This window comes from Aurantiacibacter hainanensis (genome assembly GCF_036321025.1).
In the GTDB taxonomy this organism is placed as follows: Bacteria; Pseudomonadota; Alphaproteobacteria; order Sphingomonadales; family Sphingomonadaceae; genus Alteraurantiacibacter; species Alteraurantiacibacter hainanensis.
In genome coordinates this window covers 660,653-684,729 of the sequence record NZ_JAZAPB010000002.1, presented here as the reverse complement: position 1 = coordinate 684,729, position 24,077 = coordinate 660,653, and the positions used below count along the sequence as shown (strand labels likewise).

Sequence of the window (24,077 nt, the reverse complement as noted above, 5' to 3'; positions counted from 1 at the left end):
CTCCGGGCCATGCATGCAGCCTGGCAGCGCGAAGACCGCCAGAGCTGCAGCAAGCCCCAGGGCACGACGACGGCTGCTATTTCGAGCGGCCGTCGTCATGCGATGAGAACTTGCAGGCAGGTCGCCACACGCGCTTCCGGTCAGAAGCTGACAGCCACCTGCACGCCAAATTCCTGCGGGGCGCCAAGCATGAAGGCACCCACGCCGTCGGTCGTCTGCTGCGCGTTGCTGACGTAGATTTCGTCGAACACGTTGGTCGCATAGGCCGTGATCCGCCAATCGTCGTTCGGCTCATAGGACAGCCGCAGATCGACCAGGGTCCGCTCGTCGATGCGATGATAGGGCAGCTGGAAGAACGTCACCCACTGCTCCGAGGTGTGCGACACGCGGATGCTGGGGGTCAGATAGCCTGTTCCCACCGGTACCTCGTAGGCGAGACCGCCAGAAAGCGAGAACTCCGGCGCGAAGTTCAGCGGGCGGCCTTCCAGGTTGATACCGATCGGTGCGGGATTACCGATGGCCCCCGGCGGAATCGTGTCGTCGAAATCGCCGTAGCCGGTGTCGAGATACGATACCGCGATATCGCCGGTGAAGCCGCCGACCAGCGCCGTGAGCTGGGCTTCGACACCCTTGATCCGGGTGTTGTCGACATTGTTGGTACGCCGCGAGGTGGGATCCTGGGGATCGGGCTGAACGGTCGCCTGGAAGCCGTCGTAGTCCATCCAGAAAGCGCTGAACGAGCCTTGCAGCAGCCCTTCGAGCAGCGCGCCCTTCCAGCCGGCTTCCCAGTTGGTCACGATTTCCGAATCGTATTCCTGCGCCACTGCGGTGATGCCGCCCGGCTTGTAGCCACGGCTGACCGTTGCATAGAACAGGTGATCGGGGTTCGGTTCGTAGTTCAGCAGCACGCGACCGGTCATGTTGTTGAAAGTCACGAACTGGTCGTTGGCCGGGAACGGTGCCGACGGCCCGGAATTGTCGAGACCGCCCATTGGATAGATCAGGAACCGCTCGAAGCCGTTGCGTTCGTGGTTGTAGCGCGCGCCGACCTTGATCTGCAGCGTGTCGGTGAACTGATAGCCGATCTCACCGAAGACGGCCTCGTTGCTGCGCACGGGCTTTACGGAGAAGTTGCGCCCCAAGCCCGTCTGGATTGCCGCACCGCGTTCGGTGTAGACGTCGCCTTCCTGCACGTAGTCGAGGAAGGTGGCGCCAAGGGTCCATTCGAACGGGCCGTCGCCCATGGATACGAGATTGACCTCGCCGGCCCAGTATTCGTCTTCAAGCGCCGTGAAACCCTGCGCAATTTCCGCGCCCGTGCGGTCGTAATCGCCGCCGGTAAGGTGCGAGGTGGACTGGTAGGCTAGTACCGCATTCACCTGGAATGCCTCGACCGGATCCCAGCGCGCCGTCGCGGTGGTGCGGTTATACTTGGTGCGATTGCGCGAATAGGGCGTCTGGTTGTAGTTCAGGATAAACGGATTGGCGCGGCTTTGCGCAGTGTCATTCTGGAACGGCGTGCCGTCGCTTTCCGCGTTGCTGAACTGGTGGATGAGGCGGAACTGGAAATCCGCCGCAGGCTCCCACAGCAGCTGTGCACGGCCGACGATGTTGCGCCGATCGCCCGGCTGAGGGAGCGACCCGACCACCATCGTATTCCCGCTGGGCCCGAGGTTGGTGTAGTAGCTGTCGCGCGTCTCCGCCTTCAGCGAGAAGCGCGCGGCGAGTTCATTGCCGAGCGGCACGCTGACCGCACCTTCGATGGAGCGCCTGTCGTATTCGGCGAGCGTGAACTGCGCATACCCCGTGGCCCTGCCCAGCACCGGCCTGGCGGATTCGATGAATATCGCGCCGCCCGAGGCGTTCTGTCCGGAATAGGTGCCCTGCGGTCCGCGCAGCACCTGGATGCTCTCAAGGTCGAAGAATGCATCGGCGAAGGTGAACTCGCGCGCGATGTAGGCGCCATCCAGGTGAACGGCGACGCCCACCGTCTGGTTGGGGGCGGATTCGGTCACGCCGACGCCGCGGATATTCAGATATTTGGTGTTGCCGTTGTCGACAAAGCTGAGCGAGGGCACTTCGGCGGTGAGATCGTCGAGATTGTCGACCCCGCGCTCTCGCAGGGTATCGCCGGACAGCGCCACGATGGAAATCGGCACGTCCTGGACATTTTCCGCGCGGCGTTCGGCGGTAACCAGGATGATCGGGCCTTCGTTCTCGGGCGCTTCCGCCTCCTGCGCGAAAGCCACGCCCGGGACCAGCGCAAGCGCGGTCGTGCAGGCTAGAAATCTTTTCATTTTTTCCTCCCCAACTAACTTTATCTCCTTGGCAAGCGCTTACATCATCAGAGGACACGATTGCAAGTTCCGAAACCTGCAGTCGCCGAAGCGTGGCATTTTCGAAACAGATCGGATGGTTTTTTTGATATTTCAGTGCGTTGGTCGAACGCGATCCAGGATGGCGATACAGTGCCGTCAGGGGGTCCAGTCTACTGGAAGCCCGATTTCCGCAGAAAATTCAGTGCAGAATGAGCTTAAGCGCTTTCGCGGGCGATCAGTCGAAAGCCTACGTTGATGATATCGGCCTGCGGTTCCGCTCCGGTCGATGCGTGCCGGATTGCGGCGATCGCCTCCCGCGCGATCCGCTTGCCGTCGATGTCGACCGTGGTGATCGTCGGGCGCATATAGCCGGCAAGAGAGGAATTGCCGAAGCCCATCACGGCCAGGTCTTCAGGCACTTTCAGTCCGCTGGCCTGCGCTTCGATTATCAGCCCCTGCGCCAGGTAGTCGGAGCCCGTTACCACCACATCAGGCATGGCATCCAGCCGGCGCAAGTCGGCAAAAATCCGCCGCGCATGGCCGAACCGCGATGGAATATCGACGAACGTCTCGGTCGCTTCGCGGCCGGACTGGGCCAGCCATTCCTGTTTGAAAGCCACGCCGCGCTTGCGTGCCCTGGCACCATCCGCCGTCACGATGTGAGGACGCACGAAACCGCGCGAGAACAGGAAACGCGCAATGTCGCAGCCCACATCCTCGTGGGAGAAACCGATGGAGATACCGGGTGTCTCTTCGCTCAATTCCCAGATCTGGATGAACAGGGTAGAAGAACGCCGCAGGAGTTCGGCGATGCTCTTCGTCTGCGGCGCCGTGGCGATAATCGCGTCCACGCGCCTGGCGAGCGCGGCCCGAACCATGTCTTCGTTGCCCTCGCCTTTCGGACCGGTCAGACCCAGGAGCACGGTAAATCCGGCCGAGGCCAGTTCCTCGCTCATCGCCTCGATCGTTTCGTTGAAGATCGAGTCCGACAGGTGGGGGATCAGGACTGCAACCATTCTCGACTTGTTCGAGGCGAGGCCCCCGGCGAGAAGGTTGGGTATGTAGCCGGTCTCGGCGATGGCGTCGGCTATCGCCTGCCCGGTATCGGTGGACACCACCGCAGGATTGTTGATGTATCGGCTGACACTGGCGGTCGATACTCCCGCCCGGGCAGCGACATCGCCGAGCGTAGCGGTTTTTTCGGCCTTCTTCATCGCTGCATCCTAGCGCGTGACTATCACCGCACAAGCATCACTTCAGAAACCGCAAGGGCACGCTCAGCGCCCCGATTTCCGGCCAGCGGGTCATGGTAATGTCGCCGTCGAGCTCGAAACCGCCTGGCGTCGCCGCCAGCAGTTCCTGCATCGCCACGCGCAGTTCCATCCGGCCGAAATGGATACCCGGGCAGTTGTGCGGGCCCCGTCCGAAGGCGAGGTGATCGTGGATGTTGGGCCGGTTCATGATGAACTTGTCGGGTTCGGGAAACTTGCTCTCGTCACGGTTGGCGGAACAATAGAGCAGCGCGATGGCGTCGCCCTTGGGGATGGTCGTGCCGCTCATCTCGACGTCTTCGACGGCAGTGCGAGCAAAGCCGCGATAGGGCGTGTAGAGACGCAGGAACTCCTCGATTGCGTCGCCCATCAGTTCCGGCTTCCTGCGTAGCCGATCCTGCAATTCGGTATCGCGGCAAAGGTGGACGCAGATGCTGCCGATCATCACCATCGGGGCAACGATCCCGACCAGCAGAACCTGCCGCACGGTGCCGACCACCAGCTCATCCGGCAGTCTTTCGCCATTGTGACGGGCCGCCAGCAGCGCGCTCGTGGGATCGATGGCGGGATCCTGCGGATCGTTCTTGCGCAAGTCGATTATGGCACGCGCCATCTCGTACAGGCTGAGGCTTGTTTCCTTCATGGCGTCCGGGTCGTTGGTGTGCACGGCCAGCACGAACGCGCGGCCGCGTTCGTGGAGGACGGGCAGCCAGTCACCAGGCATCCGCATCCATTCGCCGAACACCTGCACCGGCAGATAACTGGAAAATTCGGTACAGATATCGCCGCCACCCTTGGCGACCATCGGGCGCAGCAGTTCACCGGCAAGTTCACGAGTGCGATCGGCAAATTCCTCGGCCCGCTCTTTCGAGAGAAGGGGATTGAGCGTCTTGCGGTACGGCGTATGCTCCGGCGGATCCAGATGCAGCGGAGGCCGGCGGCCGGTGTAGGCAATCTTCGGCACCACGTTCTGTTTCGACGTGATGAACATGTCGGAGTCGCTGGCAGCACGCTTCACATCGTCATACCGCGTGAGCGCCCAGAACCCGCCCAGGCTGTCTGTATGAGCCACCGGGCATTCGCGTCGCAGTCGCTCGTACTCGCGATGGGGCTGGTCGAAATCCTCCGGATATTCGACGCAAAAATCTTGTCCGGGTTTGGTCATGCAATTCAAGCTAAGGTATCGACGGATGCTCTTGCAAGCGCTATCATTGCCGAAATCAACTTTTTCTGCCGCGCTCTCTCGCACATTTTCGAGATCTCGCGCGGTCGACGGCAGTTTGACGAAGGATGTGCATTGAGTTCACGGCAGGGCGCCACGATCCTGATCCTCGGACTGATCTCCGCCTTGGGTTCCATGGCGATACACATGCTCGCCCCTGCCCTTCCGCTCGTGCAGCGCGATCTTTCCGCCAGCGTCGGCCAGGCTCAGCTTGTCATCCCCATCTACTTGTTCGGACTGGGCGGCGGGCAGCTGCTCATGGGGCCGCTCGTGGATCGCTGGGGACGGCTCAAGGTCCTTGTTCTCGGCCTCATTCTCTTCGTGCTCGGTTCACTGGTATCGGCGTTTGCGCTCAGCCTGGAAATGCTGCTTGTCGCGCGCGGTCTGCAGGCGGTGGGCGGCGCAGCAGGACTGGTCTGTTCACGGGCGCTGGTCGCCGACCTGTTCGGCAGCCAGGGCGGCGCGAAGGAACAGGCCAAGCTGATGATGGTGGTACTCATCTCCCCGGCGCTCGCTCCGCTGGTGGGCGCGTATCTGGCAAGCTGGGGGGGATGGCGCCTGGTCTTCTGCGCCCTTGCCGCCATAGCCGTTCTGGCCTTCGCCCTGGTGCTCACCTTCCTGCGCCGACGCCAGCGCGCTTCTGCAACGCGGCATGCCCGGGCCCCGCTGTCGTCCGATTTGGCCCGGCTGGCGCGCAACCGGTCATTCGTCCTTTCGACCTGCACGCTCGCCGCCGGAAGCAGCGCGCTCTACATGTTCCTGGCGAGCGGAGCGTTCCTGCTCGAGCAGCAATTCGGGCTCGACGAGCGCTCGGCAGGCGTATGCTTCCTGCTCGTGGCGGTCGCCGGCATTGTCGGCACGCGGCTGTTGCAAGTCATTGAACAGCGTTGGGATTCGATGGTTTCAGGAACCATGCTCCTGCTCACGGGCTCGCTATCGCTACTGTTGCTCGCTAGCGTGGGCATTACCGGTCCCTGGGTCGTCACGATCTGCATGATGGCCCTGGGCCTTGGCGCGGGCGTCGTCGGACCTGCCGCCATCCACAACGCCGTCAGCGCGGAGATCGGGCTCGCCGGGACCGGTGCCAGCATAGCGGGGTCGGTGCAGATGCTGGTCAGCGGCGCGGCAACGGTGCCGGTCGGCTGGCTGGGGACGATCACTTCGCTAAAGCTGGGCCTCGCGCTGTCCATAGCCACGGGCCTGGCGTTGACCGCAGCGCTCTTGCGGGCCCGGCACGCGCGCGTCGAAGCACAGGGGATGAGCGCAGAATGACATCACTCCAACCGCAATCCATGACCAGACGAGACTTACCATGAAGATCAAACCGGGCCGCATCGCGTTGCTCGCGAGCGCCGTCGCCCTGACGGCAGCCGTCGCCCAGGCACAGGGCGCGTCGGATCGCTGGTGGAGCCCCGGCGAAGACCGGGTGTTCCCGACCCAGCTCGAATACGAGAACGAGCACGGGACCTTGCGGATTCTGCGCACCGGGGAACCGCTGGAGACGCAGGATCACCCCTTCTTCAAGCCGCTCGGCCCATCGGGCCGCGCATGCGTGACCTGCCACCAGCCAGCCGACTCCATGAGCCTGGCCGCCGAGACAGCGCGAGAACGATGGGAAGCGACCGGCGGAAGCGACCCGCTGTTCGCCGCCTATGACGGTTCGAATTGCCCGCTGCTGCCGCAGGATGATCCGGCATCGCATTCGCTGCTTCTGAACCACGGCCTGATCCGCATCGAAAGGCAGTGGCCGGTTACGCGCTGGCACGAGACCGAAGTGGAGCCCGACTTCACGATCGAGGTCGTTCGCGATCCCAACGGTTGCAACAGCGGGCCAATCTATGGGCCTGAGAATGGTCGGATTTCGGTCTACCGCCGGCCCCGGCCCGTCGCCAATATCAAGTATTTGCTGGCGGTGGGTTTCCCGTTCGATCCCAAGCAGGGACTGGCACTGCCGCGCGATCCGAGGACCGGTGACCTCCTTTCCGGCAATCTCATGGCCGATGGCAGGCTCAGCACGCTGCGCGATCAGATGAGCGATGCCGGTCGCACGCACCTCGAACTTCTTCGCGAGCTTTCGGAGGCGGAGGTCGAGGAAATCACACGCTTCGAGAAGGGTCTGTTCGTCGCGCAGCAGACCAGCCACACGGGTGGTCCGCTGGATAGCCACGGCGCCACCGGTGGCCCGGCCCGGCTGCGAGATAGCGAGCCGGGGGCCCTGGGAAGCATCGGCGAACCGGTGTGGAGCGAATTCGCCGCGTGGGAGAACCTGACCGCCCAGAGCGCGCCGGGCCTGTCTCCGGAAGAGCGGGAGTTCCGTCAATCGGTCGCGCGCGGCGCGCGGGTTTTCCGGGAGAAGATGTTCCTGATCACCGATAGCGCCGGCATCAATTCGCCGATGGGCTTCGGCAACCCGGTGCGCAATTCCTGCGTCTTCTGCCACAACATGACGCAGATGGGGAACGACGTTGCGCCGGGTCAGGTCGATCTGGGTACCACCAACCTCCCATTCGCCGATCCGAACCCGGAACTGCCCATGTTCCGCATTACCTGCACCGGCGATCCGCACCCGCATTACGGGCGCGAGATCTACACCACCGATCCCGGCTTCGCGCTGACGACGGGCCGCTGCGCCGACGTGGGCAAGATCACGCTGCAGTCGCTGCGCGGCCTCGCTGCACGCGCGCCCTACTTCGCGAACGGACTTGCAGCCGACCTGGAGGAAGTGGTCGAGTACTACGAGCGCCGGTACAATATCGGCTACACCGAGCAGGAAAAGCAGGACCTGGTTAACCTGATGAGCGTGCTATGAAAAATCTGATTACCCTTCTCGCACTTGCCGCGCCGGTCAGCCTGGCTCAGGCCCAGGAAGGTCAACTGGTCAACTTCGTTACCTGCCCCATCTACCGCGATACGGATTTCGGCAGGAAGTCCGGTTGCTGGCTGGCCGAGGATCCGGCCACCGGCCAGCGCTGGGATGTCACGCTCTCGCCGTACAAGCCCGACTGGAACTACGCGATCCTCGTCGAAGGAAGGGTCAGCGATGCAGCGCCCGATGCCTGCGGGTCGCCGGTGCTGGATTCGGTTCGCACCTCCCGGCTCTACGATATGCCGTGCCCGGCACACATGCTGCCCGCAGAGGGCTATCCCGGCCGCGAATACAAGCTGCAGGGCCGATACATCAATCCGATCGCGGTGCCGCGCGAGGTGCCCGAGGGCCCGTTCGAAGAAAGCGTCTTCACGCTCTATTTCGAGTTCAACCAGGACTTCCTCGTCTATCAGTACGACGATTACCTGATGGACAAGGCCGCGACCTGGCTCGCCGCGGCAGAGCCGCGCAAGGTCGTCGTCACCGGTTATGCCGCCACCGACGAAAGGCTGGTGACCGGATACTCCCTCGCGGAGGAAGAAAGCGTTGCTCAGGGCCGGGCCGATGCCGTTGCCCTTACCCTGCGCCGGCTGCTGCCCGATCTGGAAGTGGAAACGCGCACGCAACTGGGCGCGGAAACGACAAACGAACCCGATGCCGATGGCATTCCCGGCCAGTCGCAAAGACGGGCGGAAATCCGCGCCCTGTTCTAGGATCGAGGCTGGAACAGAGCGCCCACGTCTTCGCAGTCTTCCAGCGCCATGATCCTGCTCGCCAGGCGGGAGGCCTCCGCTTCGCCAAGCGGAACCGCTGCCTTGCCGGCACACATGACGAACTTCTCCTGCAATTGCCCGTCGGCAAGCGGCTTTTCCGGGCAGCCGAGCGCGTGATTCACACGGGCTTCCAGTAGCTCTCCCGAGTTCAGTCGGAACGACAAGGCGCCGCCTCGCCCTGCCTGCCACGGGCGCTCTTCGCCTTGTACTGGGCGGATGCGCGCGGCCAATGCGAGTATCTCCGGATCCGACAGATCTTCATCGCCAAAGTCATCCAGGGTTACGCGGCCCCGAACGAGTGCGAGCGCAAGGCAGAAGGGAATGGAAAACTTGGCCTCGATCGCGCTCGTAGGATTGCGCCGAGCATCTTCCGGCTCGAACAGCATGGTGTGCACGTCGTCGATGCCCGCGCTGATCTCCGCAATCTCCAACGCTGCAAAGCCGTGTTCGTCCTGCAGGGCCAGCGCCATCTCGATGAAGGCGTGCGTGCCGCGGCAACTGGGCCACGGTTTGAAGGTGAGGTCTTCGATCCAGTACTTCAGGCCGAGGGCATCGGTCAGCCGCTGCGGATCGTATTTGCTGTCGGCATAGAGTGCGTAGAAGGCCGCACGTCCTTCGATCGGCTGCTCGAAACCGGAGACTCCCGCCCTCGCCAACAGGCAGGACTGGACTGCCGCCTGCGCGGGAAACGCTTCGCGCACGGCCCTGATCTGGGTGCCGGCACTGTACTTGATCTCGCCGGGCATCGTCACCTGACACAGCATGAGAGACAGGGCGTCGCGTACCCCTTTCGCATCGAGACCGAGCAGATTGGCGGACCCTGCCACGGCGCCGAACCCAGCAAGGATCGGGGGCGGATACCACCCTCCCCGTTCCATCGGGCGATCAAGAGCGAGCGCGAGACGGCAGGCAAAGTCGCAGCCGACCGCCAGGGCTGTCAGGAAGGAGTTGCCATCAATAGGGCCTTCGGTCTGGGCCAAAGCGAGCAGTGCTGGAACGAGGCTTGCATTGGGGTGTCCCGGAGAAAGCTCGAACGCGTCCTCGAAGTCGAGGGCATGGGCGAACGCTCCGTTCGCCAAGGCCGCAGCGGCAGGCGGTGCGGTGTATGGCGTGCCCAGGATGGTGGCTCTACCCGCGCCGCAGGAACGGGCCAGTTCGACGAAGGGGCGGGCTTCGTCCGCCATTCCGCTTGCCCCCAGCATCACTCCTGTGGCGTCGAGGAACACGCGTTTCGCCGCCTCCAGCGCGGAAGCAGGCATGCGGCCAGGGGAGGCATCGGCGATGTGCCTGGCGATCGTTTCCGTGAGTGTATCGTTCATTCCCGTCGCCTCCGTCGCCGCATCCCCCGCCGGCGATGAAAGACGATTGGGCCAATCTACGCAAGCGTTTACATTCGCAGAATCCGCGATAGTATCGGGGCCGGAGAAGGAGAGGCTGCCGCAATGGAAATCGAGATTGGTCGCAAAGTAATTCGGCGCCTTGTGCTGCCCAGCGCCCTGTTCGTGCTGCTCGGCTCCATCGACAGGGCCAATGTCGGCTTCGCGGCACTGGAGATGAACGAGGCGCTCGGCCTTGACGGTTCGACCTACGGCTTCGCCGCCGGGATCCTCTTTGTCGGATACATGCTGGCAAAATATCCCAGCGTCCTCCTCTACGAAGCCATCGGGATGAGCCGCTGGCTGGGCATCATAACCTTCTGCTGGGGCGTGGCCGCTGCCGCCATGTCTCTGGTTCAGAACGAATATCACCTGTACATTCTGCGGGTAATCATCGGCTTTGCGGAAGGCGGGCTGTCGTCCGGACTGATGATCTATCTCAGCAGCTGGGCCAGCGAACGTTACCGGGCGTCGATCCTCGCCCTGCCCATCATGGCCATTTCCGTCGCGCAGATTATCGGCGCGCCGCTGTCTGGGTGGCTGATGGAAGTGTCGAACCCGCTGGATATGGAGGGGTGGCGCTGGATGTTCCTCGTGGAGGGTCTGCCAGCCGTCTTCCTCGGCATTTTCGCGTGGTTCTATTATCCGGACAGTCCACGCGAGGCGCGGTGGCTGACATCCGAGGAACGCGAGTGGATGCAGGCGAACATCAAGGGCGCGACCAAGCCGACGGACGCCGGCGGCAAGGAAGGCCGATGGGAAGCGCTGCGCAGCCCGGTGGGCTGGGTCGTGGGCTTCATCTGGTTCTGCATCCTCTCGGGCAACTACGGCGTGATGTTCTGGCTTCCCCAGATCGTTCAGGGAATGGCCGGACTTTCCCCGATCGAAACCGGACTGATCGTCGCCCTGCCGTGGGCGGGCAGTGCCATCGGCCTGGTCCTGAACGCCAGGCATTCGGACAAGACACAGGAGCGTTACCTGCACGTGGCCATCCCCGCCCTGATCGGGGCGGCGGGCCTGCTGGGAGCCTACACTCTGGGTGCCGGCATTCCCGGCCTGCTGGTGCTCATCATCGGACATGCCTGCGTCGGCTGTACCGTCGCCGCGTTCTGGGCGATCCCGGTCAAGCTGCTTCGTCCGCAGGCGCTGGCGATGGGTATCGTGATGATCAACATCGTCGGCAGCTTTGCCGGCATCATCGTGCCGACCCTGATGGGCTACCTCAGCGACATCAGCGGCTCCTTCTTTCCGCCCACGCTTCTGCTGGTGGGTATCCAGATCCTGCTTGCCCTGCTCGCGCTACTTGCCCGGGGCATGGAAAAGCGAACCGCGCGGCAGGAACTGGCCCGCGCAGCAGGGTGAGCCCAAATGGATGAAGGGCGGAACTCCTCGCTGGTGAAACGGGCTTTCTCCATTGCAGTGATGGCTCTCGTTGCGGGCTCCCTGAACCAGCCAGGCCTCGCCGAGGAGGTGCGACAGCCCTACGGCTTCACCTCGTCGGAGATGGCGCGCGGCGCGATCTCCTGCGAGCAACTGACTGCCTTGCGGGCGCCGGACCTGCGCATAAGACGCGCGACACAGATCCGCCCCGATCCCACCTGGACCATTCCTCATCCCCGTAAGGTCGACCCCGCCGCAGAGATCGAAACCGCCTTCTGCCGCGTGGAAGCGACCGTCGAGGACGAGATCGACTTCGAACTTTGGCTGCCTCTGCGCGAGGATTGGAATGGCCGCATGCTGGGCACGGGAAACGGCGGTTTCGCGGGTTTCCTGCGCTATGACGGGCTTGCCCACGGCGTGCAGCGCGGCTTTGCGACACTCAGCACCAATACAGGCCACCTGATCGAGGAACAGAACTGGTCGATCGGACATCCTCGAAGGCTGGAAAACTACGGCCATCGAGGGCAGCATCTGTCCGCCGTCAACGCCCGCATCCTGATCGACGCCTTCTACGGCAGCGCGCCGCAATACAGCTATTTCATGGGATGCTCGGGCGGCGGAATGCAGGCCATGAACGAGGTGCAGCGCTATCCGTCCGACTACGACGGCGTGATCGCCGGCGCCCATGGCTACAGCATCGCGGGAATTTCCGCGCGCTGGCTTGAAAGCGCTCTCATAGGCAGGGACTGGCCCGGCACCGCGCTTTCCCAGGATGATTGGGGCATAATCGCCCGCGCCGGAGTTGCCCAGTGCGACAGCGACGACGGCGTGAGGGATGGCATCATCGGCAACCCGCGAAGCTGCACGTTCCGCATTGCGGATACGCCCGGATTGTCGCCTGAGAAGATCGAAACGGCTGAGCGCATTCTCGGTCCGGTGACGGGGGAAAACGGCCGCGTCCTTTTCGAAGGTTTCCTGCCCGGGGCGGAGTTCACCGCTATCGGCGAACGCGGACGGCCGGGCGAATTCTTTGGCGAATGGTACTATCGTGACCCCGACTGGGATGCCTCGCTCTTCGACGCCGCTCGCGACGTGCCGCTGGTCGAGAATGCCATTCCCGGTGCCGAATTCTCCACGCCTCACATCGGCGCGTTCGCTCGGCGGGACGGCAAGCTGATCAGCTACCAGGGCTGGAACGACGGTATCGTGCCGGGGGAGGCCACCATCGCCTATTACGAGGGCGTGCGCGATTACCTCGGCCAGGAGACGACCGACAGCTTCTACCGCCTCTTTCTCGCACCCGGTGTCGATCACTGCGCGGGCGGTGTCGGCGCCGACACGTTCGGCCAGACATTTCTCGCCCCCTCCCCCGAACCGGCGACCCCGCAGAACGACATACTGCTCGCGATGATGCGCTGGGTGGAGGAAGGCGTGGCGCCCGAACAACTGGAAGCCAGCAAGGTCGAGGATGGCGAAGTGGCCTTCTCCCGTCCGCTGTGCATGTTCCCCGCCTACCCGGTCTACAAGGGAACGGGCGATCCGGACTTGGCCGAGAATTTCACGTGCGAAACCGGCTGATTTCGCCTCTCCTGCCGGCAGCCCTGGCGCTCCTCTCGCCTTGGCCTGTATCGGCGCAGCAATTCGAACCGGTCGATGATCTGCAGTGGCTCGCGATCGAGAATATCGTCTCGCCCGTTCTCCGGCCCGAAACCCGGAATCTTGACGAGGCGCGCCAACTTACGGGCTTGGCTCGCCGGGAATTGTTCGACGGCAGGTTCGGGGAAGCCAGAAGGCTTTACTCGCAGGCGCGGGCAATATTCCTTGGCGTGCCATGGAACGCGCAGTCGGAATTCATCGCATCGCTGGCGCTGCGTCCCGCGCAGGTTGCCGTGGATCCGGAGGATGACCTGATCCTGGCCCTTGGCCAGCATTTTCCCGCAGGCGTTCCGCAAGAATTCTCGTACCCGGATATTCACTTTCGCTTTTCCGCCCGCCGATGGGGCGGGTCTGACGACGACGACATCCTGCTGCTATCGCACTCGGAATTGGCGAGCCCCGATCTCGTCGAGCAGCCGCAATATGTCCGCCTCGACCTCGGCGCGCTGGGAGATGGCAGTTGGGAGATCGAGGCGGAGGTGATGCACGGCGAACAGGTGCTGGGCACGACCAAGACCCGACTTTTCACGGTCAGCGGCCTCGACGAGGACAGCAACCGGCTTCGTGAGGGCCTCGCCGGGCTGGACGTGCGACCAGGTCTGCAGGCGAGCATCGCCTATCCGCTAAATCTCGTACAAGCGCTCGATCTGCGAACGAGGCGGGTGCGCGATATCAACCTTCGATCCGAACTGGATGCCGCGCTCTCCTTGCTTGCTGCAGCGGAGCGGGGAGAGGATCCGCTGTGGCGGGCGAGAGGTCTCCAGGGCCGCCACTACTACTCCGATACATCCGGACGGATCGAACCATACCGGGTCTTCATTCCCACCGATTGGGACGGTTCCAGCGAGCTGCCCCTTCTGGCGGTGCTGCACGGCTCGGCAGGGGACGAGCGAAGCGCCTTTGCCAGCGGGGAACTGGAGCGGCTCGCACAGGAACGCGGCCTGGCCGTCCTCAGCCCGATGGGAGACGATCCCAACAGCGTGTGGGGCAATCGGTTACCCGTGGTGCTTGGCGACGGCACGATCCCCGCACCGCGCCCGGTCATCCGGGACGGAAGGGTTCAGCCGGTAGAGCGCCTATTGGTGGAACCTGCCGAAGCCGACGTGGCCGCCACCCTTGCGCTTGTGCGCAGCGAGTACCCCATCGATGAAAGTCGCATCTATCTTGCGGGCAACTCGATGGGTGGAGAAGGCACTCTCCATCTCGCGGCAAAGTGGCCGGACCTGTGGGCCGCCATTGCGCCTGGCGCGGGCCCGATCGATCCCGAGTTGATCGACTACGCCACCCTGAGCACGATACCAGCGCTGATCGTCCACGGGCGCGAAGACCCGATCACCTCGTTCGCCGCATCCCGGCGCATCCACGAACGTCTTCAGGCGCAAGGCGGGGCAGCGGAACTGCTGGTTACCGATGACGAGCATGACGCCTTCGAACGAAACCTGGAAGCGATCCTCGATTTCCTGCTGGCCCGGAGCAGGGAAGCACAAGGCCGAGACGGCGGAAGGAACTGACGATGGCCGACCAACTCGTAATCAATGCCACGGGAGACGTCGCGCCCTGCAGGCCCGATCCGGAGTCCATGTTTGCAGCCCTGGACGGCGCGTTCGATGCCGATTGCGTGTTCGGGCAGATGGAATGCGTCCTTTCTGACCGTGGCACTCCTGCGCCCAACGCCCGCCTGCCCATGCGCAGCCCGCCGTCCATCGCCGCAGCCTTGGCCAGGTCAGGGTATGACGTGATGTCGGTAGCGGGCAATCATGCCATGGACTTCGGCGGCGATGCCCTTTGCGATACCGTAGACCACCTGCAGGCAGCCGGGATCGCCCCTTGCGGTGGCGGCGCCAATCTCGCGCAGGCCCGGACCCCCGCGATGATCGAACGGGGCGGCCGGAGGCTGGCCTTCCTTGCCTACAGTTCGATCCTGCCGGCCGGATATGCAGCGGAAAACAAGCGGCCGGGATGCGCACCGCTGCGGGTTCAGACCTTGTACGAGCAGGTGGAGCCGGACCAGCCTGGGACCGATCCCCGCATCCGCACCTATGCCGACGACAGCGATCTTGCCATGCTGCTGGATGATATCGCGAGGGCGCGCGAGAGTGCCGATCACGTCTTTGTCTCGATGCACTGGGGCATCCACTTCGTGCGTGCAAAGCTGGCGGACTATCAGCGCGTGGTGGGTCGCCAGATGATTGATGCAGGGGCCGACGCCATCATCGGCCACCACCCGCATCTCCTGAAACCGGTCGAGTTCCATCGCGGACGACCGATCATTCACAGCCTGGGCAACTTCGCGATCGAACAGCCGTCCGCCTACATGGCCAATATCGAGCAGACCCAGGGCTACAAGGAAGTGACCCGGACCAGCGCGGGCTGGAAGCCGAAAGAGAAATACATGCTGCCCGAGGAAACCCGCCATACCGCCGTCGCTTCGTTGCAACCGGGCGAAGACGGGTGCTCGCTGGCCTTCATTCCGTTCCGGATCGATGACGATTGCATCCCGCGTCGTGTCGGCAAGGCCACTCGCGAATTCGAGGATTTCCGCGACTACCTCACCGCGATTACGCGAGAGACTGGAATTCACACCGCGATCGAAGAAACGGAGGACGGCAACCTGAGGCTTTCCCCGGCCACTTAACTACCTCCCCGCACCGGCCGCCTCATGCTGACGCGAATCTCTTGCAATGCTTCCCAAGTTTGCGATGGTAGCGCAACCATAGGAGGGGGTTCTGCGTCTACTTTCGGCTCTAGCCGGCGCCATCCTGGCTTGCCTGGCGGCGGCACCCGCTTCGTCGCAGGCTCCGCATTTCGAGCGCGGGGACGCCTATACGGCCTTCATTGTCGATGGGGAGCCTTACCTGGCGCTGGCGGTCCAGGCCAACAATGCCTCGAACTATCCCGCCATGCTGGAAACGGTCTGGCCCATGATGGACCGCCTGCACGCCAATACGCTGCTGATGCCGGTCGCGTGGGAGCAGGTGGAACCGGTGGAAGGGCAATTCGACCTTTCCTTCGTCGATACGCTGATCGGGGAAGCGCGCAGGCACGACAAGCGCCTCGTGCTGCTGTGGTACGGCGCCTTCAAGAATACCGCGCCCAGCTATGCACCAGCATGGGTCAAGCGCGACGGCCAACGCTTCCCGCGCATGCGCAACCCCGACGGGACGGCGCACTACGCGCTCTCCCCGCACGGCAAGGCCACGCAGGAAGCCGACGCCCGCGCCTTTGCGCAGGTCATGCGGCGATTGGCGCAGATCGATCCGCAGCACACCGTGATCATGGTTCAGGTCGAGAACGAGACGGGCAGCTACCGCCTCGCCCGCGACCATGCAGACGGCCCCGCGCGGCTTTTCACACAGCCGATACCGCAGGAACTGGCGGACGGGTTGGGCATCGCTCGCCGCACCTGGTCCGAGGCTTTCGGCCCGCGGGCGGAACAGTTCTTCATGAGCTGGCACATGGCCCGTTATGTCGAGGGGGTGGCCCGCGCCGGTCTCGCAGAATGGGAACTCCCCGTGCTGGTCAATGCCGCGCTCGGCAACGCCTTTTCCGACGAGGGCGGCGATATCGGCCCGTCCGGTGGCCCTAACTGGAACGCCCTGCCGATCTGGCGGATCGCCGCGCCCAGCGTCGATGCCTACGGGCCGGACATCTACAACCGCAACGCCGACGCCGTGCATCGCTTTCTCGAACGCTATGGCGAGGGCGAGTGGCCGCTGCTGGTGCCGGAAATCGGCAACGCGAAGGATTACGCCCGCTTCATCTGGCCCACTCTCGGCCGCGGAGGAGTGATGTTCAGCCCCTTCGGCATGGACAGCTCGGGCTATTCCAATCACCCGCTCGGCGCGGTCGCGCTGGACGAGGAGACGGTGGAGGCCTTCGCCGGACCCTACCGCTTCCTTGCCCCCGTCGCACGCGACTGGGCGCGCATCGCCATGCACCGGCCGACATGGGGCACGGCGCGCGGGCCGGATGGCGCTGACCAGTTCCACACGATGGGCCGCTGGCAGATCGGGGCCTATTACGCGCGCTGGATGTTCGGTGAGGACGATTGGTCGTTCGAAGGCCAGCAGGAGCACCCGCTGAAGGACGTGGCGACGGGAGGCACGATGGTCGCGCAACTCGATGACGACACCTTCCTCCTGACCGGTCAGAACGTGCGCGTCCGCTTCGCGCTGGCCGATGCCGCACCGGGCGAGCAGGCGCAGATCATAGAAGCGCAGGAAGGCACCTTCGTCGATGGCGAATGGGTCATGCGCCGCCGCTGGAACGGCGATCTCGTCGACTACGGATTCAACTTCGGACAGCAGCCCGTGTGGCTGCGCGTGGAAATGGGAACATACCGATGAAACATGCACTTGCCGCGACCGCCAGCTTCCTGGCGTTGACGACTTCGGCACTGGCCGGAGAGGTCGAGCAGGTCGATCTCGGCATGATCGTCACCACCGATGCCGGCGAGGAGATTCGCGTGCTGGCATTCGCCGATGGCAGCTTCCGCGTGACCGTGGCGGAAGATGCCGACGATGCGGTGGACAGCCTGATGGTGATCGCCGAGGCCGATGGCGCGCCGGAATTCTCGAGCGCCGACGGCTGGGCCAGTCTCACCTCCTCAGGCGGCACGGCCATGGTGCAACTCTCAGACGGACGGCTTGTCGTCTACGGGCGCGAAGGAGAACTGCTGCTCGACGAGAATGCCGCTGCGCGCTCCATGACGCCTGTCGAACTCGAAGGGCAGCAATGGTTCGCTACCCGCGTGCAGTTCAACCGAGGCACCGACGAGGGGCTTTACGGCCTCGGCCAGCACCAGAACCGGCAGATGAACTACAACGGCGAGGACGTCGAACTCGCCCAGCACAACATGGCGATATCGATCCCCTACCTCGTCTCGACGCGCGGATACGGGCTGCTTTGGGACAACAACTCGATAACCCGCGTGGGCGATCCGGAGCCCTATCAGCGCCTGCGCCCGGACCTCATCTTCTGGTCCGATCGGGACAGTCAGGGACATGGCTTCGAAGGCGGCTGGAAGGCTGATTACTACTTGGGCGACGAACTGGTCGTTTCGCGCCGCGAAGACACGATCGACTACCAGTACATCCGCGACCAGGAGCGCTGGCCCGAAGAGGCGCGCGCTGCGGTGGAGGCCGCGACCACCGGCCAGAATACCGCGGGCAATGCGGTGCAGGAACAACGCGTCGTATGGACCGGCGATGTGACCATGCGCGAGGGCGGCACCTACAAGTTTCGCCTCTACTCCTCGAGCTATGTCAGCGTGTTTGCCGATGGCGAAGAGGTGCTTCATCGCTGGCGGCAGAACTGGAACCCCTGGTACCACAATTTCGAACTCGATTTCGCTCCCGGCGAAACCAAGGAATTCCGCATCGAGTGGGAGCCGAACCAAGGCTACATCGCGCTCGACTATGCCGATCCTCTGCCGGAAGCCGACCGCCACTCGGTCAGCTTCGCCAGCGAGGCTGGCAAGGCGATCGACTATTACGTCGTCCCCGCGCCCGGCATGGACGATGCCATTGCCGGATACCGGCGACTGACGGGCGAGGCACCGATGATGCCCGAATGGGCGTTCGGCTTCTGGCAATCGCGCCAGCGTTACAACACGCAGGCCGAACTGCTGGACGTGGTCAGCGCCTATCGCGATGCCGAGATCCCGATCGACAATATCGTGCAGGACTGGTTCTATTGGCCCGAAGACAGCTGGGGCTGCCACTGCTTCGATCCCGCGCGCTTTCCCGATCCCGCCGCCATGGTGCGCGAGGTGCAGGACCAGAATGCGCGGATCATGATCAGCGTCTGGCCGAAATTCTACCCCACCACCGAACATGCACAGGAACTCGCAGCGGGCAACTACCTCTACCAGCGCCCCCTGGAGGCGGGTCAGCTCGACTGGGTGGGGCCGGGATATGCCAACACCTTCTACGATCCCTACACCGCCGAGGCGCGAGACATCTACTGGCGCCAGATGCGCGATACGCTTTTGCCGCTGGGCTTCGATGCCTGGTGGATGGATGCGACCGAGCCGGACTGGCATTCCAACCTGTCGGTGGAGGAGCGCAAGTACCAGATGACCAGCCCCGCCACCGGCGTTCCGGGAGCGGCGATCTTCAATTCCTATCCCCTTCCCCACGCGGAAGGCGTGGCCGAGGGACTGCGGGATGCGCAGCCCGACCGGCGGCCTTTCATCCTGACGCGCAGCGGTTTCGGAGGCGTGCAGCGTGCCAGCGCAGCGCTGTGGTCCGGCGACGTGGCCGCACGGTGGGACGACCTGCGCGATCAGATCAGCGCCGGCCTCAACCTCAGCCTCGCCGGAGTGCCGCACTGGACCCACGATATTGGCGGCTTCGCCCTGGAAAGCCGCTACAGCCAGGAAGACCCCGAACACCTGCCCGAATGGCGCGAGCTCTATACCCGCTGGTTCCAGTTCGGCGCGTTCAGCCCGCTGTTCCGCAGCCACGGCGAGTATCCGCATCGCGAAACGCCGATCATCGCAGCCGAAGACCCGGCGATGATGGAGAGCCTCACGCATTACCACCGGCTGCGCTACCAGCTGATGCCCTACATCTACACCGTGGCGGCGGAGACGCATTTCGAGCACGGCACGATCATGCGCCCGCTGGTGATGGATTTCGAAGGCGATCGCGCCACCTGGGAAATCGACGACGAGTACCTGTTCGGTCCCGCCCTGCTGGTTGCACCCGTCACCGAGTTCGAGGCGCGTTCGCGGCAGGTATACCTGCCTGCCGGAACGTCATGGATAGACCTGCTGTCCGGCGCCCGGCTGGAAGGAGGCCAGACCATTGCCGCTCCTGCCCCGCGCGAGCGCATGCCGCTTTATGCCAGGGCCGGTGCCATCGTGCCGACCGGCCCCGTCGTCCAGTCGACCGCCGCGGACACCGGTGGCGCACTGACCATCCATGTCTTCACTGGTGCCGACGGCAATTTTGCGCTCTACGAAGACGAAGGGACCGACATGGGCTATCGGGAAGGGGAATACAGCCGCATCCCGATGACGTGGAACGATGCTGCCGGCACACTGGTCATAGCCGAACGCATGGGGAACTATCCCCGCATGCATGCAACCCGGCAGATCGGCGTGATCGTTCACGATGGCGAAGGCACGATGCCGGTCTTCTCCGAGGAAGCCACCCGCACGGTTGCATACGACGGCAAGGCCGTGGAACTGTCATTACGGTAGCTCCTATCCGTCGCAGTCTTGGAACTATCGCAGCGAGCAGGTCATTGGTTCACCGAGGCTGAAGGAGAAAATCCCATGTCTGATAGCGAACAGCACGGACAGGGCATGAACATGTACGTGCGGTTCATGCTCATGATCGCCGCCGGAACAGCAGTGATGTTCGGGCTGATGTATCTCAACACCTACGACGCCGATCACATCTTCTGGAGCGAGACGCGCTTCTGGATGGCCTTCGTCATGGGCGCTGCGATGATGGTGGTGATGCTGCTCTTCATGTGGAGCATGTACAAGAGCAGGACCAAGAACCTGATTATCCTCGCGGTGGCGGCGGTAGTGTTTGCACTCTCGCTGTGGCTGGTGCGCAGCCAGACGACGGTGACGGACACCGAGTACATGAAAGCCATGATTCCCCACCACTCGATAGCCATCATGACAAGCGAGCGGGCTCACATCCGCGATCCGCGCGTACGCAAGCTGGCGCATGACATCATCCTCGCCCAGCGGCGGGAGATTTCGCAGATGAAATACCTGATCGACGATATCGAGAAGAACGGGGTGCGCGTAGCCAAGCGCCTCCCGGAGGAGATTGAAACCGGGGAGGCGGAACAATGATTATCCGTTCACTGGCTGCAACCTTCACGTTGATGCTGGCTGCCTGCAATCAGAACACCGCGGTCGGCAACGATCGGGAGGCCCAGATCGACCCCGCACCCACGCCTGCACCTATCATGGGCGCCCAGGCCGCGCTGCGGAATGTCACGACGGCGATAATCAAGCCGGAGACCATGACCGATGCCGATGTGAGCGCCCTTGGCGGCATGGATGGACGCTGTGCCGTCAGGCTGACGGAGGTGGCATTTCCTTCCTTCCTGTACGAGCCGGGCGCAAGCGGAGCGATCAAGCTCAACGGCAAGCTCATCGTGCTTCCGCGCACCGGCCAGAACCGCTTCGAGGACGGCGGACTGATCGTCACGCTGCGTCCGCTCGAAGGAGAAGGCAATGCGGGACTGCCCGAGATGGAGATGATCGTCGTCCCGCCCGAAGCGGAGGACGAGCTCGGCTATCGCGGCTATGTCCAGTGCATGGACGTGCAAGGAGAAGCGACATGACGATCCGCTGGAGTTCCTTTGCCCTGGGTGCGCTGGCCCTGTTTCTCCTGGGGCTGCTGGTGGCGCTGCTGGTGATCCTTACCGGCGGCTATAACGTCGCGGCGACCGAGCGGCACACACCCGTCGGCGCGTGGGCGCTCAACACCAATTTCGTGAATTCCGTTCAGGGTCATGCCGCCGATATCACCGCGCCCGAACTGACCCGGGCCATGGTCGATGCCGGAGCGCCTGAATACAAGTCGATGTGCGCCCACTGTCACGGCGGCGTGGGCGAAAGCCGCGCCGGATGGGCAGAGGGCATGCGGCCCAAGCCCCCCGCCCTGGCCCGCGTCGCGGATCAATGGAGCGCGAGCGAGGTGTACTGGCTGGTCGACCACGGCGCGAAGATGACCGGCATGCCGGCTTTCGGCGCGACCCACGACGAGGAGACCATGTGGAACATCACGGCCTTCGTGAAAGCGATGCCCCGGATGGGCGAGGCGCAATACGCCGCCTATTCGTCGGAGCATGGCGGTGGAAGCGAAGAGGCAGGCCATTCCCACGCTCCGGGCACCGAGCCGCACGAGGACTGACGCCTTTCCACGGAGGCAACCCTGGGTGATGCCCTGGATATGGATAGGAAGCCGGTCAGGTCCCGAAAACGGTCCAACCGGCTTCCGGCAGCCTACTGACTGCTCAGTTCCGAAATCTGCAGAACCGCGGGTTCGATGTCGTCACTGCCATAGGTACCGACCCATATGTCGTACTGGCCGCTCATCGGCTTATCGATCCGCACCATGGGATTGAGCGACTTTTCGCCGCTATCGTCGTCGCAATGCCACGAACCGTTCGGACCGTTGACGACGAGGGTGGTGTCCACGTTCGAATCGACGGAGATGATCAGCGGGAAGCCGCCGCTTTCGTAGTTCAGCCGATAGTCGGGCGCATTGGCGATATAGCCGCGGCAGCTGTCATGGGCGGATGACGCTTCCCGGCTTCCGCCGGAACTCAGGTTCACGGTGAACGGATCGGGGGTGAAGCCGGCCTCAAGGGTGACCGATCCATATGTCGGATCGAGACTGTAATCCTGGGCGCTTGCTGCACTTGCAGCACAGGCGGCGACGCCCGCAGCCGCCAAGCAAATTCTCTTAAACAACGTTGATCCTTCCTTGCAAATCTCAGAAACGTTCTGAGGCCCGCTGCTTTGCAAGCGTCTGATATCGTGTCTATTCCAACGTGAGGCGAACTTGCAGTTTTCCACACGGCTCGTTCTTCCTGTGCAGGTCGGCGCGATCATTCTACCAATACTTGGATTGCGATCCGCTATCGCTGCTTTCCAGCCGTCCGCTCACCGCACCGGAAACCGCCGGTGAAACGTTCGTTACCAAGTCATCGGCGAGCGACAACTCCATCGGACCCATCATGGGCAAAGGCGAGGTTATGAACGACACCCGGACCGAAACAGACACCATCGGACCAATCGAGGTTCCCGCGGATGCCTACTGGGGCGCGCAGACCCAGCGCAGCCTTCAGAACTTTCCCTTCCCGGCGCATCATCGCATGCCGATCCAGATCGTCCACGCCCAGGCGGCGGTGAAGCAGGCCGCGGCACGCATCAATCGCAAGCACGGCCTGGAGACCAGGCTTGCCAACGCCATAGAGGCGGCGGCCAGGAAAGTTCGTGCCGGGGATCATGACGACCAGTTCCCGCTGACCGTCTTTCAGACCGGCAGCGGCACACAGACCAACATGAACGTCAACGAAGTGATTGCCGGGATCGCCAACGAAGATCTGGTGGGCACCCGCGGGGGTAAGGAACCGGTCCACCCCAATGATCACGTGAACAAGTCGCAAAGCTCGAACGATACCTTCCCGACGGCCTTGCACATCGCGGCCACACTGACCGCGAAGCAAAAGCTGCTGCCGGCCTTGAACGCGCTGCATTCAGCGCTCGACCGCAAGGCGAGCGCCTTCGCCGACATCGTGAAGATCGGGCGAACCCATACGCAGGATGCGACGCCCCTGACCCTGGGGCAGGAATTCTCGGGCTACGCATCGCAGCTGGCCAGTTGCCGGGAGCGTATTCAGACTTCGCTCGAACGCGATCTTGCCGTACTTGCCATTGGCGGAACGGCGGTTGGAACGGGGCTCAACGCGCCTGATGGCTGGCGTGACGACATGGTGGCTGCGCTTTCCGAAATCACGGGCGAGGCGTTCCGGCCGGCCGACAATTCCTTCGAGCAGCTCGCCGCCAGGGACGGTCTGGTATCCTTCTCGGGGACGCTCAACACGCTGGCAGTGGCATTGAACAAGATGGCCAACGACATTCGCCTGCTCGCCTCCGGTCCGAGGTCGGGCCTGGGCGAGCTGTCGCTACCGGCCAACGAGCCCGGCAGCTCGATCATGCCGGGGAAGGTCAATCCCACGCAGGTCGAGATGCTGACGATGGTCGCTGCGCAGGTCATCGGCAATCACCAGGCGACTACGCTTGGCGGGATGCAGGGCCAGTTCGAACTGAACACCTTCATGCCGCTGATCGGGGCGAACGTGCTGCACTCGCTCGAACTGCTCGCCACTGGAATGGACAGCTTTGCACATCGGTGCGTCGCGGGGATCGAGGCGAACGAGGAGCGGATCGCCGAACTGGTGGAACGCTCGCTGATGCTGGTCACCGCGCTGGCGCCGGAAATCGGCTACGACGACGCGGCGCGTATTGCCAAGCACGCGCTAAAGAACGGCCAGACGCTGAAGGAAGCGGCGGTTGAACTCGAACTGGTCGATCCGGAGACCTTCGACCGCCTCGTGCGACCCCAGGATATGGTCTAGCGACCGACCGTGACTGAGCAGCGGATCTTGCAGAAGCCCGCAATGGAAAAAGGCGGAACCTTTCGGCTCCGCCTTCCCCCCGTTGGATAGTCAA

At 63.5% G+C, this 24,077-nt stretch carries 18 protein-coding genes; 13 read left to right on the top strand and 5 right to left on the bottom strand.

The genetic code is table 11. From position 1 onward, the window contains the following. Window positions 1-140 precede the first annotated feature (140 nt). The 3 genes from AAA989_RS10760 to AAA989_RS10750 all read right to left on the bottom strand — a co-directional run bounded on the left by AAA989_RS10760 (window position 141) and on the right by AAA989_RS10750 (window position 4,661). Window positions 141-2,297 carry a TonB-dependent receptor gene (locus AAA989_RS10760; RefSeq protein WP_338243426.1) on the bottom strand — a complete coding sequence of 719 codons (2,157 nt, stop codon included), beginning with the start codon at window positions 2,295-2,297 and terminating at the stop codon, window positions 141-143. Between the two features lie 236 nt (window positions 2,298-2,533). Then, window positions 2,534-3,532: a LacI family DNA-binding transcriptional regulator gene (locus AAA989_RS10755; protein ID WP_338243424.1), complete on the bottom strand. Its 999-nt coding sequence runs from the start codon at window positions 3,530-3,532 to the stop codon at window positions 2,534-2,536. 37 nt (window positions 3,533-3,569) lie between these two features. Further along, complete coding sequence (locus AAA989_RS10750) at window positions 3,570-4,661, bottom strand: cytochrome P450 (protein ID WP_338243422.1); 1,092 nt, start codon at window positions 4,659-4,661, stop codon at window positions 3,570-3,572. Between AAA989_RS10750 and AAA989_RS10745 the strand changes: the two genes are divergently transcribed. The 3 genes from AAA989_RS10745 to AAA989_RS10735 are packed head-to-tail and all read left to right on the top strand — an operon-like array spanning window position 4,653 to window position 8,390. Continuing rightward, window positions 4,653-6,083, top strand: a complete 1,431-nt coding sequence (locus AAA989_RS10745) for a Bcr/CflA family efflux MFS transporter (RefSeq protein WP_338243420.1) — start codon at window positions 4,653-4,655, stop codon at window positions 6,081-6,083. The two genes, AAA989_RS10750 and AAA989_RS10745, sit on opposite strands and share 9 nt — an antisense overlap. Before the next feature lie 40 nt (window positions 6,084-6,123). Beyond that, window positions 6,124-7,620: a hypothetical protein gene (locus AAA989_RS10740; RefSeq protein WP_338243418.1), complete on the top strand. Its 1,497-nt coding sequence runs from the start codon at window positions 6,124-6,126 to the stop codon at window positions 7,618-7,620. Next, complete coding sequence (locus tag AAA989_RS10735) at window positions 7,617-8,390, top strand: hypothetical protein (RefSeq protein WP_338243416.1); 774 nt, start codon at window positions 7,617-7,619, stop codon at window positions 8,388-8,390. Before AAA989_RS10740 ends, AAA989_RS10735 begins: the two co-directional genes overlap by 4 nt. Here the strand turns inward: AAA989_RS10735 and AAA989_RS10730 are convergent. Further along, window positions 8,387-9,769 carry an MmgE/PrpD family protein gene (locus tag AAA989_RS10730; protein ID WP_338243414.1) on the bottom strand — a complete coding sequence of 461 codons (1,383 nt, stop codon included), beginning with the start codon at window positions 9,767-9,769 and terminating at the stop codon, window positions 8,387-8,389. The two genes, AAA989_RS10735 and AAA989_RS10730, sit on opposite strands and share 4 nt — an antisense overlap. 123 nt (window positions 9,770-9,892) lie before the next feature. Between AAA989_RS10730 and AAA989_RS10725 the strand changes: the two genes are divergently transcribed. From AAA989_RS10725 to AAA989_RS10685, 9 genes are all read left to right on the top strand, one after another. Next, window positions 9,893-11,188 (top strand): MFS transporter, encoded by a 1,296-nt coding sequence (locus tag AAA989_RS10725; protein WP_338243412.1) that lies wholly within the window; start codon window positions 9,893-9,895, stop codon window positions 11,186-11,188. Between the two features lie 6 nt (window positions 11,189-11,194). Beyond that, window positions 11,195-12,784 carry a tannase/feruloyl esterase family alpha/beta hydrolase gene (locus tag AAA989_RS10720; RefSeq protein WP_338243410.1) on the top strand — a complete coding sequence of 530 codons (1,590 nt, stop codon included), beginning with the start codon at window positions 11,195-11,197 and terminating at the stop codon, window positions 12,782-12,784. Further along, window positions 12,769-14,373 carry a carboxylesterase family protein gene (locus AAA989_RS10715; protein WP_338243408.1) on the top strand — a complete coding sequence of 535 codons (1,605 nt, stop codon included), beginning with the start codon at window positions 12,769-12,771 and terminating at the stop codon, window positions 14,371-14,373. Before AAA989_RS10720 ends, AAA989_RS10715 begins: the two co-directional genes overlap by 16 nt. 2 nt (window positions 14,374-14,375) lie before the next feature. Continuing rightward, on the top strand, window positions 14,376-15,497 hold the full coding sequence (locus AAA989_RS10710; RefSeq protein ID WP_338243406.1) for a CapA family protein: 1,122 nt from the start codon (window positions 14,376-14,378) through the stop codon (window positions 15,495-15,497). Between the two features lie 265 nt (window positions 15,498-15,762). After that, a complete protein-coding gene (locus AAA989_RS10705) occupies window positions 15,763-17,208 on the top strand; it encodes a DUF5597 domain-containing protein (RefSeq protein WP_338243403.1) in 1,446 nt (481 codons plus the stop codon). Further along, a complete protein-coding gene (locus AAA989_RS10700; protein ID WP_338243401.1) occupies window positions 17,205-20,069 on the top strand; it encodes a TIM-barrel domain-containing protein in 2,865 nt (954 codons plus the stop codon). Before AAA989_RS10705 ends, AAA989_RS10700 begins: the two co-directional genes overlap by 4 nt. A gap of 105 nt (window positions 20,070-20,174) precedes the next feature. Then, on the top strand, window positions 20,175-20,681 hold the full coding sequence (locus AAA989_RS10695; RefSeq protein WP_434781454.1) for a DUF305 domain-containing protein: 507 nt from the start codon (window positions 20,175-20,177) through the stop codon (window positions 20,679-20,681). Continuing rightward, the gene (locus AAA989_RS10690; protein ID WP_338243397.1) at window positions 20,678-21,178 is read left to right on the top strand and encodes a DUF6692 family protein; all 501 of its coding nucleotides are present in this window, start codon (window positions 20,678-20,680) and stop codon (window positions 21,176-21,178) included. The genes AAA989_RS10695 and AAA989_RS10690 overlap by 4 nt, the downstream gene beginning before the upstream one ends. After that, window positions 21,175-21,750, top strand: coding sequence for a c-type cytochrome (locus AAA989_RS10685; protein WP_338243395.1), 576 nt, complete (start codon window positions 21,175-21,177; stop codon window positions 21,748-21,750). Before AAA989_RS10690 ends, AAA989_RS10685 begins: the two co-directional genes overlap by 4 nt. A 92-nt stretch (window positions 21,751-21,842) precedes the next feature. Here the strand turns inward: AAA989_RS10685 and AAA989_RS10680 are convergent, their stop codons facing one another. Beyond that, on the bottom strand, window positions 21,843-22,295 hold the full coding sequence (locus AAA989_RS10680) for a hypothetical protein (RefSeq protein ID WP_338243393.1): 453 nt from the start codon (window positions 22,293-22,295) through the stop codon (window positions 21,843-21,845). Between the two features lie 302 nt (window positions 22,296-22,597). Between AAA989_RS10680 and fumC the strand changes: the two genes are divergently transcribed. Then, window positions 22,598-23,983: a class II fumarate hydratase gene (gene fumC / locus AAA989_RS10675; protein WP_338245508.1), complete on the top strand. Its 1,386-nt coding sequence runs from the start codon at window positions 22,598-22,600 to the stop codon at window positions 23,981-23,983. Window positions 23,984-24,077: the final 94 nt, after the last annotated feature.